The organism is Methylocapsa polymorpha (assembly GCF_045689225.1).
GTDB lineage: Bacteria > Pseudomonadota > Alphaproteobacteria > Rhizobiales > Beijerinckiaceae > Methylocapsa > Methylocapsa polymorpha.
The window spans coordinates 2,027,608-2,042,303 of the sequence record NZ_CP136862.1 but is presented as its reverse complement, the minus strand read 5'-3'; the positions used below and the strand labels follow the sequence as shown (position 1 = coordinate 2,042,303).

The 14,696-nt window shown below is 59.0% G+C and carries 17 protein-coding genes; all 17 read right to left on the bottom strand.

The features are described 5' to 3' along the window. Window positions 1-131 precede the first annotated feature (131 nt). Window positions 132-587, bottom strand: a complete 456-nt coding sequence (locus RZS28_RS09410) for a hypothetical protein (protein WP_407337512.1) — start codon at window positions 585-587, stop codon at window positions 132-134. A 113-nt stretch (window positions 588-700) separates the two neighbouring features. Further along, window positions 701-1,066 carry a hypothetical protein gene (locus RZS28_RS09405; protein ID WP_407337511.1) on the bottom strand — a complete coding sequence of 122 codons (366 nt, stop codon included), beginning with the start codon at window positions 1,064-1,066 and terminating at the stop codon, window positions 701-703. A gap of 10 nt (window positions 1,067-1,076) precedes the next feature. Next, window positions 1,077-1,253 (bottom strand): hypothetical protein, encoded by a 177-nt coding sequence (locus RZS28_RS09400; RefSeq protein ID WP_407337510.1) that lies wholly within the window; start codon window positions 1,251-1,253, stop codon window positions 1,077-1,079. Further along, complete coding sequence (locus RZS28_RS09395) at window positions 1,250-2,161, bottom strand: glycosyl hydrolase 108 family protein (protein ID WP_407337509.1); 912 nt, start codon at window positions 2,159-2,161, stop codon at window positions 1,250-1,252. The genes RZS28_RS09400 and RZS28_RS09395 overlap by 4 nt, the downstream gene beginning before the upstream one ends. Before the next feature lie 80 nt (window positions 2,162-2,241). Beyond that, entirely contained in the window at window positions 2,242-3,249 is a 1,008-nt protein-coding gene (locus RZS28_RS09390) for a hypothetical protein (RefSeq protein ID WP_407337508.1), read from the bottom strand. A 7-nt stretch (window positions 3,250-3,256) separates the two neighbouring features. Further along, complete coding sequence (locus tag RZS28_RS09385) at window positions 3,257-3,652, bottom strand: septal ring lytic transglycosylase RlpA family protein (protein ID WP_407337507.1); 396 nt, start codon at window positions 3,650-3,652, stop codon at window positions 3,257-3,259. A 249-nt stretch (window positions 3,653-3,901) separates the two neighbouring features. After that, a complete protein-coding gene (locus RZS28_RS09380; RefSeq protein ID WP_407337506.1) occupies window positions 3,902-5,251 on the bottom strand; it encodes an SGNH/GDSL hydrolase family protein in 1,350 nt (449 codons plus the stop codon). Continuing rightward, window positions 5,251-5,919, bottom strand: a complete 669-nt coding sequence (locus tag RZS28_RS09375; protein ID WP_407337505.1) for a hypothetical protein — start codon at window positions 5,917-5,919, stop codon at window positions 5,251-5,253. Before RZS28_RS09375 ends, RZS28_RS09380 begins: the two co-directional genes overlap by 1 nt. Before the next feature lie 16 nt (window positions 5,920-5,935). Beyond that, window positions 5,936-6,262 carry a hypothetical protein gene (locus RZS28_RS09370; protein ID WP_407337504.1) on the bottom strand — a complete coding sequence of 109 codons (327 nt, stop codon included), beginning with the start codon at window positions 6,260-6,262 and terminating at the stop codon, window positions 5,936-5,938. An 18-nt stretch (window positions 6,263-6,280) separates the two neighbouring features. Next, complete coding sequence (locus RZS28_RS09365) at window positions 6,281-6,526, bottom strand: hypothetical protein (RefSeq protein WP_407337503.1); 246 nt, start codon at window positions 6,524-6,526, stop codon at window positions 6,281-6,283. A gap of 66 nt (window positions 6,527-6,592) precedes the next feature. Further along, window positions 6,593-7,144: a hypothetical protein gene (locus RZS28_RS09360; protein WP_407337502.1), complete on the bottom strand. Its 552-nt coding sequence runs from the start codon at window positions 7,142-7,144 to the stop codon at window positions 6,593-6,595. Next, complete coding sequence (locus RZS28_RS09355) at window positions 7,141-9,300, bottom strand: phage tail protein (protein WP_407337501.1); 2,160 nt, start codon at window positions 9,298-9,300, stop codon at window positions 7,141-7,143. Before RZS28_RS09355 ends, RZS28_RS09360 begins: the two co-directional genes overlap by 4 nt. Continuing rightward, entirely contained in the window at window positions 9,297-9,755 is a 459-nt protein-coding gene (locus RZS28_RS09350) for a hypothetical protein (protein ID WP_407337500.1), read from the bottom strand. Before RZS28_RS09350 ends, RZS28_RS09355 begins: the two co-directional genes overlap by 4 nt. Before the next feature lie 2 nt (window positions 9,756-9,757). Further along, window positions 9,758-10,624 (bottom strand): DUF2163 domain-containing protein, encoded by an 867-nt coding sequence (locus RZS28_RS09345; protein ID WP_407337499.1) that lies wholly within the window; start codon window positions 10,622-10,624, stop codon window positions 9,758-9,760. Continuing rightward, window positions 10,621-11,232, bottom strand: coding sequence for a DUF2460 domain-containing protein (locus RZS28_RS09340; RefSeq protein ID WP_407337498.1), 612 nt, complete (start codon window positions 11,230-11,232; stop codon window positions 10,621-10,623). The genes RZS28_RS09345 and RZS28_RS09340 overlap by 4 nt, the downstream gene beginning before the upstream one ends. Continuing rightward, a complete protein-coding gene (locus RZS28_RS09335; protein ID WP_407337497.1) occupies window positions 11,232-13,496 on the bottom strand; it encodes a glycoside hydrolase TIM-barrel-like domain-containing protein in 2,265 nt (754 codons plus the stop codon). Before RZS28_RS09335 ends, RZS28_RS09340 begins: the two co-directional genes overlap by 1 nt. Before the next feature lie 3 nt (window positions 13,497-13,499). Further along, a complete protein-coding gene (locus tag RZS28_RS09330; protein ID WP_407337496.1) occupies window positions 13,500-14,570 on the bottom strand; it encodes a hypothetical protein in 1,071 nt (356 codons plus the stop codon). Between the last annotated feature and the right edge of the window lie 126 nt (window positions 14,571-14,696).

Genomic DNA, 14,696 nt, shown 5'->3' with positions numbered 1-14,696 from the left:
CTTAGTGAGAAAGAATTTAAAGCCGCCCTGAGGCCGCGAATTGCGCCTTGCCGGAACCCGCTCAGATCGCCACTTTGGCTCACGCCGTAATCGACATGCCTAGGACGTAGAGCCGGATGGCGGCGCGATCATCAGGCGCTTTTGCTTTTGCCTAGCCACGCCGAGACATTGCTTGTCCCGAGGTGGACGCCTTGAACGAGGAAAAAGCTCGTCACGATCGCCCATTCGTAGTTGTCATATGGCGCCGGGAGTTTCGGCACGCCAAGAACGGCGGCGCCGTAAAAAACCTTCGCCGCTAACACCGTGTCGACAAAGACAAGACCGAAATGAAGCGCCGCGGGAAAACCGGCGACCCACATGACGGCCCGATTGATAAAATGCCCGTAGACTTGGATTTTCAGCGCATTGTTCCGCGCCTCAGCCGCCAACGCGGCTTGCATGACAGCGGCGTCACTCTTCGTAGCAGCTTCGAACCCAGCCTCCTGGGTCGTGAGCTTGTCTTTCTTGTACATTACCCACGCATTGACCAGCGGATTAATGATCCCGCCGAGCAATGCGTTCAAGATTGGAAGGCTCAAGGCTAGCATGGCGTCATTCCGCAAGAGCCGCGACGATGTCGCGATGGAAAAATAGCGCGAAGGCGAGCATGGCGATTACGACCAAGGCCCAGACGCCAGCGCGCTCGATGACGATTTGCCAGTCACTCATTCGTCTGCACCGGTTTGGCTCTAGCAGCGGAAAGAAGACCGCTGATATGAGTTATCGTTGCAACCAAGGAGGTCGCCGCCGCGACCTTTCCGGCCCAATTCGATCCGATCAACGGCGATAGGTCAACGTCCGCGAGGTCCTTCGTGACTTCGGGGAGGATCGTCGCGATGGCGCCGCCGACGAGCACCAAGATGGTCTTGACCCCTTGGGTTTGCAATTTCAGCCGCGCCCAAAGGCTTTCCGCTTCCGCTATCTTGGCGTCGAGCCCAATCGACGTCCGAAATTCAACGATCTTGGGCCCCACCCAAAACCACAGCAGCCCGATGAAAATAAGGAAAAGACCAGCAATCCAAAGCATATTAGACTCCTCAGCAGAGAACTAGGCCGTTGACCACGAAAAGCGCGGCCGAAAGAAATCCGAAAGACGCCGCCCAACGCGCCGTTTCCAGGAGGCGAACGGGCCGATCCAGCGCGCCGACCCATGCGCCAACCAGAACGGCCCACAGGGAAATAGCGATCGCGGACTCCATGAGATCGGGCGTCATGACTTTTGCTCCTGGTTTGAAATCGTAACCGGCGGCGCGGCCGGCGCCGGCGGGGGCGTCGGATCTTTCAGCGCCGCTTCGGCTGCTGTGGCGAGGTCAATCCGCGCCTGCAGAGCGGCCTTCTGAGCCGCCTCGGCCTTCTGAGCCGCCTCGAGCGCTTGCTTTTTCGCGGCCCAGTCTTTCAGCGACGCTTCAAGGGCGTCGCCGCGTTGGCTCTGGCGCCAGGCGTTGAAGAGCAGCGCCACAATCATCATCGCAACGATGACGCCGACGAGAAGAATCAGCCACGTATGATCGCCGCTAGGGCCGTGAGCGATCGCCCCGGCGCCTGCGACCCCGCCCCCGGCAGCGCCCTTCACAACCGCCGTCTTTGTTGCAGCGCGGGCGTCGTTGGCTTTTTGCGGAAGGACAGATCCGGCTGCGGCCCCGTGCAACATTTGTAGAGCGAGCGCCTCGCACGCAGCGACACGGCGACCCCATGCTCCGCCAAAGCGCGACCAGGACCCGAGCGCGTGCATGGATGAAAGCCGATATGCGCAAATCCCCTGGATAACGGCGCCTGGGTCGGCTGATCCCCCGCCTGCTGCGCGCCACCATGAGAGCGCCTTCGCGGGCCCAGAATTCACCGCCGGATCCATCACCGCGAGATCTTCGCCAGGCCGCAATCCATCGCCGCCGATCGCATCCCAATATTCGGTCTTGTAGATCGCCGAGGCCTGGGCCTTGGTCAGATTGGCGATGTCGAGGCCCGGATGCGAATTTGCCGCAATTCCAAAATTTGTTCCGCGAAGAAAGCCGCTGCCGACGCCGCCGCCCGTCCAATTGCCGGGATCGCTCGGGTCGGCGCTGAAGCCGCCTTCCTGCTGGAAGATGAACGCCATGACGGCGTCGCGATTATCTTTCGCCATGATGGACCCCCATGAAAAAAGCCGCCTGAAAGGCGGCCGACGGTCAGTCTGCTGTTTTGCGCGAGTCGGCCGTGCTCGCCCTATTCGGTATCGATCGAGTCCGGCCGCATCTGCCCGATAAGCCGGCGCAGCCCATCGCGCAGCAACCGATTGTCGCCGGTCAACGATGGAACGCCATGAACGTCGCGGACAAGATCGACATCAGGATCAAAACTGCTCTCGAGCAGGACGTCGAAGCGCGTCAGATATTGCCGGTCCTTCTTTCTGCCGTGCCAATGATGCTGAATCATGCCCGGCACGCAGCCGATGTCCTGCTGAATGTAGAGGTCGCAGAGCCGCACGAACTCCTTCAAGCGCCGCGTGTAGCCCGGCGTCATCCGCTCATCGAAATTCTGCAAATAGCCGGCGAAGGCGAGGGCCATATGCCAGTCGGACGAGCCGGTGACCATCCAATCAAGCAAGCCGCCGATTCCGTTCAACGCGTCGCGGCGAATAGCCCAGGAATAGCCGGTATGCGCCCGCCAATCGGTCTGCTTCTTGTTCTTGAACAGGGCGCGGGATTGATGGCGCAGCGTTCCAGCGTAGCCCTCTTTCGGCGCCTCGACATCACCCTGGAGCCACGCCCAACAAAAGCTGCGGTCGGTCTCGTGATTCCAATCGTTTGGAACAATCTCATGCTGCGGCCCGAGATCAACCGAATGCGACCAGGTTTGCCCAACGCGATAATGCTGGAGCATATGCACCGTCTCGACCGCCCAGTCGGGACGCGCATGGCGCAGGTCTGTATCGTCCCAACAAACATATTTGGCGTCATCAGGAAGATGGGCGATCCCCCAATTGACCAGCGCGTCGCGAATCCAAAGCTCGTTCTGAGAGCGCCCGCGCAATTGCAAGAGCCGCGCATGCGCAAGCTTTGGATCATCCGGGTTGAGCTCATAGGGCCGCTCGCCAAGAGCGAATTCGACGATCGTAAGCGAGACGCCGGAATCGAGCTGATAGTCGATCCATTCATGAAACAATTGCCGCGGCGTTTTGGAGCGGCGGAAATTGTAGTACGCCCCGATAACGTGAAGCAGATCCTTTTTCATAAGCCCCTCATCCTCTGCGCGTGATCCGCACGACGCCGACGCCGGCTCTCGCCAGGCCGAGCGCCGACGCGGCGCCCTGCGAGAGGTCAAGGCAACGGCCTCGAATAAAAGGGCCGCGATCGTTCACGCGCACAGTGACGCTTCGGCGATTAGCCGAAACAAGAAGCCGCGCACCGAACGGAAGCGTTCGATGTGCCGCAGTCAGACCGCCGGGCCGGAACCGCTCTCCCGAGGCGGTGATGCGACCACTCTCGTAGCCATAAAAGGAGGCGCAGCACGTCTCCGCTCGCAAATTAAGCGCAAGGCCAAGCCAAATGAGCGCAGAGAGGACCAAGAGGAATGTGGCTTTAAACAGAACTCGCTCCTCCAAAAAGAAAGCCGCCCGGAGGCGGCTGGATTGCATTGCGGAAAAGCTCTTTCTTTGCAGGCTTGCCGGGCGCCAGTAGCCTTTGACGATTTGCATACGACTTTCATTTCGAAGGATAGCGCTCGCTCCACAAGGCGGCCATGGTCCGACCCTCACGTCGAGCCGAGAGCCTTGACCCGACGCAATCAAGCGCGGAATCTGGTCTCGATCCTACGCAAATCCTTTCCAATCCGACGATCCCTTCGGATGCCGTCGGATTATCGTTTGCAAACGTTCTTGCTTCGCTCAGAACAGCGCGAAATTGGCGGTCGGCACCAAAGTGGCCATCACCGTGACAGCCGTCGAGGTCGGGTGAATGCCATCCGTCGTGTAGCTGCTCGCGCCCGTGGTTTTCCAAAAGCCGCCAGTTCCGGTGGTTTGCTGGCCATTGCTGCTAAGAGATAGCGTCGAACCACTGGAATTGACTTCGATTGCCGGGCAGACGTCGATTGTCTGGATGACCGTCGTAACGTTTTGGTTGGCGTTCAAATAGGCGACTGCGCCTGTGGAGGTCTGATCGCGGAGCCAATTGTTGATCTGGACGCGCACAGATTCCCAAGATGAAACGGTTTGATTCGTCTGCGTCGCCCAAGTGTCCGTCGAGGTTGTGCGCGGCAAGATGGTGCAAATGGCGACTCGATTAGTCTTGTGGCCATAGGCCTTGACCCATTGGAGGAGCAGCACTTGAGCTTGCGCTAGCGTTGTTATGCTTGCTGTGCTCAAATCGTTCGTCAACATATGAAGTATGGCGTAATCTACGAAACGCGCAAGATAGGGCCGTACCGGCTCGTATTTGATCATATTGGTCAGGCTCGCGCCCGCCATGCCGTTATTGTGGAATGCGACGCCCGCGTTGAGGCAGGCCTGACCGATATAGCCGAGCCCGCGCGTCGAGCCGTTCCCTGCCGCAATGCTGTCGCCGAAGATTCCAACTACAGGCGCGGGAGTGATCTGCTCTCCGATGATCGCAAGCGCCGACCATGCGTAGGAGGTGCTGGCGAAAGCTCCCCAAGATTGGGCGCCGTAGGATGTAGTCTGATCTGATCCGTTGACGACCGTCGAGCCGTACACGAAATCCGTGGTGTTCACTCCGCCCCATCCATAGAACGAATTCTCGTTGATGTAAGGCCATTTCTGGCCGGAGGAAACGGTCTTGTAAACACGGTAATATTGGGTTGAGCCAGCCGTCAGGCTAAGACCCCCGACGCCGAATGGAAGAGAATGCGCAATGCCGCCGTCGGCGAGAGCCACCCCGCTCCTGGCGCCGGTCGCTGTAGAAATCGTCGCGCCCGTCGAGGAGTTGAACGGGATAGAATAGAGCTGATTGGCGACCTCCAATGCCGCATGGAACACGAGCGCATTCCCATTCTGATTGAGCAGGCCGCCATTGCTTGAATAGGCGTTGACGAAGACAAATTCGAGATTAGTCACGTCTGTGTTCAAGACAAAGGAAAACCGGTCTGTCCCGCTGACCTGAGTTCCACCATTGCTTTGCGAAACATCGGGGTTCTGAAACCCGCCATGCACCGAGGCTATCCGGCGGCGTGGCATGGCGAGGGTTAGCGACTGTGGAGGAACAACAAGGCTAGGAGTCATTAGTAAAGCTCCTCAACGCTGACCGATTGGGCGCCACTTACAACGATGCCGTAGATAGCGGCGCTCGTCGGAATTGCTTTGGATGCGCCTACGACGCCTGGCAGAAGCGCGCCGGCGCTCGTGGTCACGCCGGAGCCGCCTAGATAGACCGGCGTAGAGCCCAAATTTGTAATGACGACCGCTTGACGTGCAGACCGCGCAGCGACAATCGAAGTGGCGGTGGTTGCGACAGAGACCTGAGTGACCGCCCAATTCGACGATCCAACCTCGGTGACGCCGTTCGTTGTCCCTGGCGTGGTCTGATCTACGCCCACTTTGCCGATCAACGCGGAGCCCGCGATAAGGGCCGGCAGCGAAGTGAGCGAAACAGGCTGCGTCGCCGGCCAGAACGTGCCCGAAACTGCGATCGTGCCGGAAAGCTTTGAATAAATGCCTGAGAGCCAGCCGCGAATGCCCGAACCGCCGGTCGGCGGCGTAATCCCGGTTCCGTCCGCGCCGTCTTGCGCCGCGCCGCTGGGCAACGGCAGGCTTGACGCGGTAACCGGCACAGCCGCCTGGTCCGTCGCCAACGCCACCGAAACGCTGTTCGCCGTTACAGCCGGCGCATTCGGAAGAGTGTTTATCGTCGCTCCCGCTCCAGGGGTGACGCTTACAGTCGGTAATGCCATGGATTATCCCCTTGGTTTAGGCGGCGATTGCGGCAAGAAGCGAAGAATTCGTGGCGACGCTGAAATCCATTGCGCTGATGGGCGACGAGCTATTGGCGCTGACGATGGGCGCGAAAATGATCGCGGCGCTTGGGACGGGCGTCGAGGCGTAGACCTGCGTCGTTGTCCAAATATCCTCCTTCTGCCCGGCGTCGATAAGGATCCCGGGCTGTCCTTGAGTTGGCGCTGCGTCACCCCACCAGAGCCAGATCGGATACGGCCGGGCCTCGACACGAAATGGTCCTGCTCCGAGCAGCACCCAATTTCCCCCCGTGAGAGGTTGAGCGTTTGTTGCTACCGCCATTGCGAATGACTCTCCTCTTCAGGCGATCGGGCTAAACATGATTGCGCCGCCATTCGCCGCTGACGTCGAGGCCCACACTTGACTCTCCGTCCAAAGCTCATCTCTCTCATCGGTTGCGAGGCTAAAGCCGATCGTCCCCGCGGCTGGCGGCGTATCGGAAATGACGTACCAAGCGGGCGCCGATCTCGCCTGAACCAGCAGCGGCCCGGCGCCGAGGAGGCTCCATTGCCCCTCCGTAAGCGACTGAAATGTCGTTGATGCCATGTCTGACCCCCAGCAAAGAAAAAGCCGCCAAATGGCGGCCGGAGGACGCAGCGTTCGGCGCTCGGCCTATGATGTCGGGGCGCCAAAAAGCGCGTATTGAATTGCGACGCGCACCTGTCCGCCTGTGAAACCCCCACCATTTGCGGTGAGCGTAATCGTTGATGGTGCGTACCAAGCCGTCGGGCCCACGACTCCGGAATTGATCGAGCCGGCCGAGATCCCGAGATTCGCGCCGAACTGACCACCGGTTGCGCCCACGCTTCCGTTATAGGTAGTGGTGGCATCGACATTGTAGGAAGTCGCGCCCGTGACCGCTGCGACGACCCGCACGGAAACTGCGAAGACGATCGCGCGATTAGGGATTTGAATCGTCGAAACGGCCGAAGCCCCGGACACGGTCACAAGCTCCTCAAGAACGCCAAATTGGATGTTCGCCGCGTGCGGGCTCGGGGCGCAAGGGACTTCGCTCAGCTTCGCCGCGGGGAAGCCGCCCGGCGTCGATCCGTCATGAACTTGGACGCGGCTGTTTGTAGTATCGACAAGGAGCTCTCCGGCCGCGCCTGTAAATGTCGAAAGAAAGCTCGCCGCGTCACGGCGGCGTTTGACCTGAATGCTCATGCCGATGCCAATCCAAGATCTATGATGGTGACGGAGGAGTCGGATGCGAGACCGAAATCATCGGTCTCGTTGATGCTGGCGCTCGCAAGTCCATAATCGAGGCTTGAGCCCACAGCCAAGGCGGACGCGACCGGTCCTTCATAGCCAGCGCCCGTCGGCGTGTAAGTATAGACCGCGCAAGTCGAGATATTTTCGATGGCTTCGCCCCAAATGTTGAAGCTTTGGAACTTGAAATAGAGCTTTACGCCAATGCATGCGGGCGGCAGATCATATTTGAAAATCGCGTCATCAAGCCGCGCGAAGGGCGCGCCGGCTGAATGCGCCGCCGCTGTCGTGCCATAGAGCCCGCGCTCGAGATAGGTCAGATTATAAGCGTTCGAACCGGTCAGGGTCGCCGCTGCATAGGCCAAGAGCTCCTGATCGACAATCGAAAGCGTCACCCCACTGTGCGCGTCGAGATTCGACACGGATGCCAGCGCGCCCCCGCTTTCTGCGAGACTCACTGCGAGCGTGTTCGTCGTGTCAGGGTTGCCGCCGAAAGGCGCGGCAAGGGTCGCGGTAAGCACTCCTTGCCGCGTCGGCGCCTTGGCTGTCCCGATCTGGCCATAGGTTGCGTTGTCGAGCGAGATATTGACGATCGCGCCGCCCCAATTCGGATCGGCTACGCCAGCGTTGCCGCCCGAGATCGCAATCCACACTTGCGAAGTCTCGTCTGTCAGCGAAGGCCCCGGCTCGAAAATGATCGGTGGATTGACCGCGGCCGCGGCAACCCCGCTATCGTATCCAACGCCGTTGCTGATCGGAACCTGATAGATCGCCGCCATCGCCGAGCCAATCAGAAAATCTTCCGCCGTCACGCTCAAAAGGCCCGCGTCGTCTTCCTCGATCGATGTTATCCGCACTGGGAAGCTATTCAGACCAAGACCGGCATCCGTCAGCGTGACAATATCCATCGGCTCCAGCAGGCAGTATTCGAAAGACAGCTTGAACGCGTAGGCATTGCGGATGTTGAGGTCACGTTGAAGGATCAATTGCAGCGAGATTTGCGCAACAGCCGGGTCGCAGATCTCATGCGCCGTAATCGTCGATCCTTTGCGGCGCCCGTAAAGCTCTATCGCGTTCTGGTCCCATGCTTCGATCGGAACTGAACTGTAAGCAACTGACCGCTGCGCTATCTCCATCGTCTGCCAGTTCCTGGCGGTGACAGGATCTGACCGCGTGATTTGTACCGGGTCATTATCATCGTCATGAACAAAATCGTCATCGGTCAAATTGTAGATTGGCGAAACGTTCGAGTTGAAAGTAATCGATCCCCCCCCATGGAGCGTCCCCGTTATTGACGTATCTCCATACGGCAGAAATTTGAGCTTGCCGCCGGACCAGATCGCCGCCGTGTTGGTCAATCGCAGCCAGCGCGTCACGATGCTGCTCGCGGTTTCTTGATTGACGATCGCGGGCGATAATGCGAGCCCAGCCGCTCGGCAGTAGGTTTGATAGGACGAGTCGCCGGAGGCGCCGAGAAGCGTTGTCGTATCAATGCTGGCAGGCGGAAATCCGACACCGTATTGCGAGCTCGTGAGAAAGTCTTGGATGACGAGCGCGGGATCCGCGTCATAGCCGTTCACGACGGCTGAAGTCGTAGCGGATGACAGGAAGCCATAGACTTCGAACGTGAGCGACGGGAGAGTCGCATCTGTTCCAAGATAGAATTGCGGCGCCGAAAGATACGCCAGTCCGCCATAGGGGAGCGATTGGCTCGAATAATAGGCGCTCAGAAATGACCACGGGGTTTGAGGCGTGGCTCCGCTGAAAAAGGACAGGCTCAGGTCGCCAGGAATTCCGACAGAGGTTCCAGCCCAGGTTTGAGAAACAGTTGTGACTGGCCCTTCGCAGAGGCCAAGGATCAGGGCCGTATAATACTGGTATCCAGACACCTGACTGCTGCTATGGCCCCCCTTGCCTCCCGAACTGGTCTTCGTATATTGGGGGTTGGCGAAAAACCCTCCTTGCCAAATAAGGTTGAACGAAATCTTATTGACGCCGTAAAGAATAGGAATCGGCACCCCATTGGTCGAGGTCTGGATCCGCAAGCCGGTATATTCCGGCACATATGCTGGCTGCGCATTGGCTGCGCCGCTGCCTCGAAGGAAACTCATTCGAAAGCCCTTGGCCACAGGGTGAAGAAACGGCGCGGTCGTTTCGGATCGGCGAGCGCAAGGTTGGCCGCCAAAGGCTCTTCAATGACGCAGCCGGCAGGCTGAAAGGCATGAATAATCGTCAGCGGATCGACCTTAGTCACGAGCGCGCCATGGCTGTAGCAGCGGCCGTAGCGGAAGACGGCAATATCGCCCGGAAGGGGCCTCTCGGTTTCGACGAAACGATCCGTGACATAACTCAAGTACCGTTCTTCGCTCCGGTGAAGATGCCAGTCTTCTGGATACGGGCGCGGATCGAACGGCGCAAGCAGGCCGCTGTCGACGAAAGCGCGGACGAGCAACATTGCGCAATCGGCTCCCGCCCCTTTCACGTCGGCGCAGGAATGATATCGCGTACCAGCCCATGTCTTGGCTTCCGCCACGACACGCGGGCGTCCATCGGTCTCCTGCGTCATGGTCAATACGCATAGGTCGGCGGCGGGATAAAGGGGAAGCCTCGGAAATTCGCTACGTTGTTGAATTTCGTTGTGCATGTTGCTTGCGTGTGATCGCATCCCTGGTAAGCGGTGAACGTGTCGCCGGTCACCGGCGCCATCGGGAGCGCATAGGCAAGAGTCAAGGCGCTCGCCGTGGCCTCTTTGATGGTCGCCGTGACGCCGGTATTTGCTCCCGACGTGAAGGTTATTGTGCCTTGCGTATAGCCAGCAGCTGAGCTCGACCACTCGATCACCGAGGCCGCGGATCCTGCCCCCACGGCTCCAGAGGCGCCAAACGCATTCTTGACGAGGCCGCAGCCGGAATCGAAAAGCACATGCTGGCAAGTGGGCGAATAGAGATTTCGCGGCATGTCAAGATCGAGCAGAACGAGATCCGAATTGACGGTAATCTGCGCCGTCGTGCGGCCAACGTGATCGACCGTGCCGACCCGGCCCTTGAATAGAATCACACTGCCGACCGGCGCGCCCGTCCATGACGTGAGAAACGCCCGCTCACGTTGAACCTCGGCGCCGTCGAAAACACCGTTGCGGATTGCTTGAAGAAAAGGTATGCCGCCAAGCGTGTCGGTTGACCCCGCCGAAAGCGTGATTTGCTGTTGATCTACATTGAGGCCAACTTCGCATTTGAACTTCAAGCCATCCACCAGGATCGAGTTCGCGGCGTAGACATAGCCGTTGAGCGTGATCGGGACGTCGGCATTGGTATAGGTGAGGATGAGCCCCGTGCGCAGCGTGAAGGTGTAGCAATCGGCGACCAGCGCAGTAGCGTCATTATGCGCACGCAAATCGTTCAGAAAAGTGATCAATGTGGGCGATGTGGCTCTCATGGCTTCACCGATCTAAATTTCAGCGATTGGACCTGCCAAAGTCCGGAGGTGAAGTTCTCGAAGTCGGTCTGGTCGTCGAGGAAGCGGCATTGAAAGGCGAAAGTGAAGTCGCCGGCAATCGCCGCGCCGAAGCCCGGCGGCGTTGTGAATGTGAGCGTGTTAGGCGGCGTCAACGCCCATCCTGATGTTTGAACAACGCCGTTGAGATAGATATTCGATACGGCCGTGACCCAGGATACGGGCTCAGTCGAGCCGCCAAGCGTCCGCATAACCGTGAAGGTGGTCGTTGCTCCGTCGCCAGTTGCGAAAAGCTGACCGGAAGCCGAATTATCCGTCGGGTCGGTATAGAGGAACGTCCCGTACTGGCCTTGGCATTGGAGATAAAGCCCCATCAGACTCTGCAAAGAGTTTGAGCCGAGGTTTGGGAAGGCGGCATTTGAGATGAGAGCGTCGAAGGTCAGCTCGAATTCGTAGAGCGGATAAGAATAGAACGGCGTTCGCGCCTCGCGACCCGAAACATGTGAAGCTACGCGTGTTGAATAAGACGGGCGCTTGTGGACGGACCAGGCTTGGCCTGGCAGCACAGGAAATGACGGTAGAGTGGGCATTATTCGCCTTTCACGGTGCGCAGCGTAACTGATTGCGCCTGCCAAAGCCGAGTCATGAATTGCTCCAAATCTTCCTGATCGTCCGCGAATCGGCAGAGGAAAGGCGACCCGAGTCCGAGTTCTACAGGCGCTGGGAAGGTAAATGGCGAGCTCTGTCCGAGTCTTCCCTCGACGAATCCGATCAAGGCCTGCAGCTCCGTATATGGCTCATCCATCCGTAAGAGATCGAAGGCGATGGCGATCTGGAAGATTGGCGCAGACATCCGCGCGAAACGGCTCTGTCGTCCTGAAGCATGTTCAACCGAGCCGGTTGAGAATTGTGGCTTGTAATGGACGCTCCATCCCCGTCCGGCAAGCGCCGGGAAGGCTGGATACGCTCCCCCCGGCGGCGGAGGATCGGCGATCGGCGGCGCAATGAATGGCCCTTTACCCGAGAGCCAATTCCCTGCTGGCCAATTGCCGGCGTCGCTCCAAACATTCTCCATTATGGGAAAAACCGGGAAGGGCCGCGCGTCCCAATTCCAGACCGACATGAATGTCGGCTCGATCATCTTCACGCCGGCGCTGGAGATTTGGTTATTGCCGTCTGTAACCCAATATTCATAGATTGCCTGCAAGGCGAGAGAGGCGAGCGATTGGTCGCGCCGCGGCAAATACACGCCGCCGTCGGCTGGATCCCAGACCGACCAGAACGGCGTCGCGCTCTCGCTCGATTTAGCGCTGAAGAAGACGTTCGGCTGGTTTGCACATCGATCGCAGCTCGGGAATCCATATTCCGTAAAGGTGACCGGCTTCGACTCCGCGATCCATTCCGTGGTCAGACCATGCGGCTGCCACCCCCCGCCGTCGCCGTCATCATAAACAGCCTGGTGAGAATTGTTCCACCACCAACGCAGCTGCTTGTTCGCAAGCAATTGCTGATTGGCGTAATAAGGCTGACGGTTTTGCGCGAGACGGTCGCCTTCTGGCAACGAGACCATCAGATCGGAGCCGTTCGGATCGAGGCCGCGGCCGAGATTGTTCGAATCTCTGTAGAACCAATTGAACTTCTCGCCGCCTTCGATATTCGCCTTGAGATAGTCCTTGCTGTAGATCGTAGGCGTCCCGGTCAGCCCCAGGCCGTTCATCGCAACTGTCGAAGGAGGCCAAGAGGATGGTTTAGCGTCTGACCAATTGAGGACATCAACGCCGCCCGTTCCCGTGGTCCAATCCGATAGCGGCAGGTAATTGTCGAAGCAGACGAGATCGACATTCGAATGCGCGTAGAGCTGATCGAGATGCGGCCATTGGCCATTCTCACCCGGGTGCTGGCAACCCATCCATGCGGACCAGTCCGCCGCATAGCTGATGAGATTATGAAGGCCCCCCGTGTCCTTGTTCAACGAGGCCGCGTCAAAAATCTCGCGCACGTCGTCAGAAAGTTGAATGAGGCCCTGGACGAATGGATAGTCCCAAATAGCATTGCCGGCGCTGTCGGTGGCGCCCGTCTTGGTCCAAGCGGGACCGCGAATTGCTTCGAGACCACGAAGCTCCGATCCCAGCAAAAACAGATCGACGCCGCCCGCGATCACGCAAAGATTAGCATAATGCAGAATCATGCGACGGTAGGTGAAATCGGTCAACGACCCCGCATATGAGACTGTCAGGTTCGTCGCATCGCGCGTGAACTGCAAAGCTGCTGCAGACCCGAGGAACGCATTGACGGCGCTGGTCGCATCGGCCGAAATGTCTGGCGCATAGGTAATGCGTCCGCGCCAAGGAAAGCCCGTCGCATCCATCAAAATGAATGGATAGAAGACGACCCGCAACCCGCGCGCCTTCAAATCCTGGATGCACCGGACGATTGATTGGTCGGACGGGGTGCCGCCATAATTGAACGACCGGCCGCTCGATGAGATCGGAACGAGGCCGGGCGAGGCTTGCGTCAAGCTCGAGCATCTCCACATATCCGAAATCCAAGCGGTCCCGCTCCATTTCTGGAACGATCCGCCGATATAAGTCGTCGAAGGATAAATCTGGCATTTCGAAGCATCCGTCGAATTGCCAAACCAAGAGACGACGACGGCGACCGTCACGCAAGCTGGAAAGGCCGATTCGAGCTGATCGATGGCGAGGTCAAAATCTGTCCTATTCAACGGTTGGCCGGCATAGGCGTTGATCGCCAACATTGCGGGCTCTGTTATGCGTTGACCTTGGTAGGCCACAGAGTCGTAGGTAAATTCTCCAGTCGATGGGAGAAGATTGACGCCGAGGATATAGGCCATTCGTCAAGCCGAGCCGAGCTTCGACAGACCGAGGTGCGAGCCGGTTCGAACGCTTTCATTGATCGAGCGTAAGACCGTCTTGCCGTGATCCTTGAAGAACTGCTTCACGCCGGCGGCGTCAATCGCTTGGACATTGAAGTTTGTTGCATGATGAACATGCACCGCGCCGGCGACGCCGCTGTTGCCCTCTATCATGCTACGGAATGCAGCCGCCGGGCCGGCGGGCACTATCATTTCGCCCTGATGCACCTGCGCGATCATGTCACTTGGCAAGCTCCAGGCCCCGACCGCGAAGGACGCGAGACCTGACGCCGCACCCATGACGGCAGCTTCGCCCGCCGCCGCGGGACCGGCGGCGGCGGGGCCCATGACTGGCGACAGAAACCCGAAAATGCCCGCGAAGGTTTCTGCCGCCGATGCGCTGATGCTCTTGAAGACTGCGCCCAGCGTCTCGGCCGCAGAGGCTGCTGACGCCGTCGCTGCGAGGCTGGTTCGCGCGGTGGTTCCCGCCGCAACCGCCTCCGTTTTTGCCGCCTCGCTCGTCGTCGTTTGCGCGATCTGCGTCGCCAATCCGGCCGCCCAATCCGCCGCCATTTTCACTCTGGCTTGGACAAAGGACTGAACGATCGACAGAGCGGCCTTTTGCGCCTCCCTTCCAAGCGTCTCGTGCCCGCGGATCATGCTCATGACGGCGCTTGAGATGCTCGAACCTATTTGCTCAAAACTGCGACGATAATTGGCGCCCACTTCGTCGTTGACGGTGCTCTCGAGCTGCGCCTGCTCCTTGATAAGCGCAGATTGCTGCGTCGCGCCCTCCAGCGCCGCGGCATATTGCTCTTGCTGGACGCGCCGAGCGCTCGCCAATACGGCGTCCCCAGCCGTCTGTTCTATCGCCACCTTCTGCGCCGCGTTTCCTGCATATGCCTCCGACAGCGAAGAAAAGGATGTACTGATTTGCGCCGCGCCGTTCCGCAAAGAACCAGTTGTCGTCTCCACCGCGCTTGTCGCCTGCTGCATTCCCTTTTGCAAGTCGGAGACATCAGCAATAAATTTTATGGTGACGTCATCGGTCATGCGCGATGGTCCTTGATTTGGATATGACTGCGCCCGAGTAGAAAATCATGAAAGTCAAAAGGGTTGCGTTTGACGATGCGGAGGAACCCTGCCTCTACCTGGCGTGGTCGGTTGTGACGCACACGA

What these genes read in the sequence shown, in the direction of transcription:
- RZS28_RS09365 (WP_407337503.1), bottom strand. Translation starts at nt 6,526, where the DNA reads ATGGCATCAACGACATTTCAGTCGCTTACGGAGGGGCAATGGAGCCTC.
- RZS28_RS09340 (WP_407337498.1), bottom strand. Translation starts at nt 11,232, where the DNA reads ATGCCCACTCTACCGTCATTTCCTGTGCTGCCAGGCCAAGCCTGGTCC.
- RZS28_RS09330 (WP_407337496.1), bottom strand. Translation starts at nt 14,570, where the DNA reads ATGACCGATGACGTCACCATAAAATTTATTGCTGATGTCTCCGACTTG.
- RZS28_RS09380 (WP_407337506.1), bottom strand. Translation starts at nt 5,251, where the DNA reads ATGACTCCTAGCCTTGTTGTTCCTCCACAGTCGCTAACCCTCGCCATG.
- RZS28_RS09375 (WP_407337505.1), bottom strand. Translation starts at nt 5,919, where the DNA reads ATGGCATTACCGACTGTAAGCGTCACCCCTGGAGCGGGAGCGACGATA.
- RZS28_RS09390 (WP_407337508.1), bottom strand. Translation starts at nt 3,249, where the DNA reads ATGAAAAAGGATCTGCTTCACGTTATCGGGGCGTACTACAATTTCCGC.
- RZS28_RS09345 (WP_407337499.1), bottom strand. Translation starts at nt 10,624, where the DNA reads ATGAGAGCCACATCGCCCACATTGATCACTTTTCTGAACGATTTGCGT.
- RZS28_RS09370 (WP_407337504.1), bottom strand. Translation starts at nt 6,262, where the DNA reads ATGGCGGTAGCAACAAACGCTCAACCTCTCACGGGGGGAAATTGGGTG.
- RZS28_RS09405 (WP_407337511.1), bottom strand. Translation starts at nt 1,066, where the DNA reads ATGCTTTGGATTGCTGGTCTTTTCCTTATTTTCATCGGGCTGCTGTGG.
- RZS28_RS09355 (WP_407337501.1), bottom strand. Translation starts at nt 9,300, where the DNA reads ATGAGTTTCCTTCGAGGCAGCGGCGCAGCCAATGCGCAGCCAGCATAT.
- RZS28_RS09395 (WP_407337509.1), bottom strand. Translation starts at nt 2,161, where the DNA reads ATGGCGAAAGATAATCGCGACGCCGTCATGGCGTTCATCTTCCAGCAG.
- RZS28_RS09410 (WP_407337512.1), bottom strand. Translation starts at nt 587, where the DNA reads ATGCTAGCCTTGAGCCTTCCAATCTTGAACGCATTGCTCGGCGGGATC.
- RZS28_RS09400 (WP_407337510.1), bottom strand. Translation starts at nt 1,253, where the DNA reads ATGACGCCCGATCTCATGGAGTCCGCGATCGCTATTTCCCTGTGGGCC.
- RZS28_RS09350 (WP_407337500.1), bottom strand. Translation starts at nt 9,755, where the DNA reads ATGACGCAGGAGACCGATGGACGCCCGCGTGTCGTGGCGGAAGCCAAG.
- RZS28_RS09335 (WP_407337497.1), bottom strand. Translation starts at nt 13,496, where the DNA reads ATGGCCTATATCCTCGGCGTCAATCTTCTCCCATCGACTGGAGAATTT.
- RZS28_RS09385 (WP_407337507.1), bottom strand. Translation starts at nt 3,652, where the DNA reads ATGCAATCCAGCCGCCTCCGGGCGGCTTTCTTTTTGGAGGAGCGAGTT.
- RZS28_RS09360 (WP_407337502.1), bottom strand. Translation starts at nt 7,144, where the DNA reads ATGAGCATTCAGGTCAAACGCCGCCGTGACGCGGCGAGCTTTCTTTCG.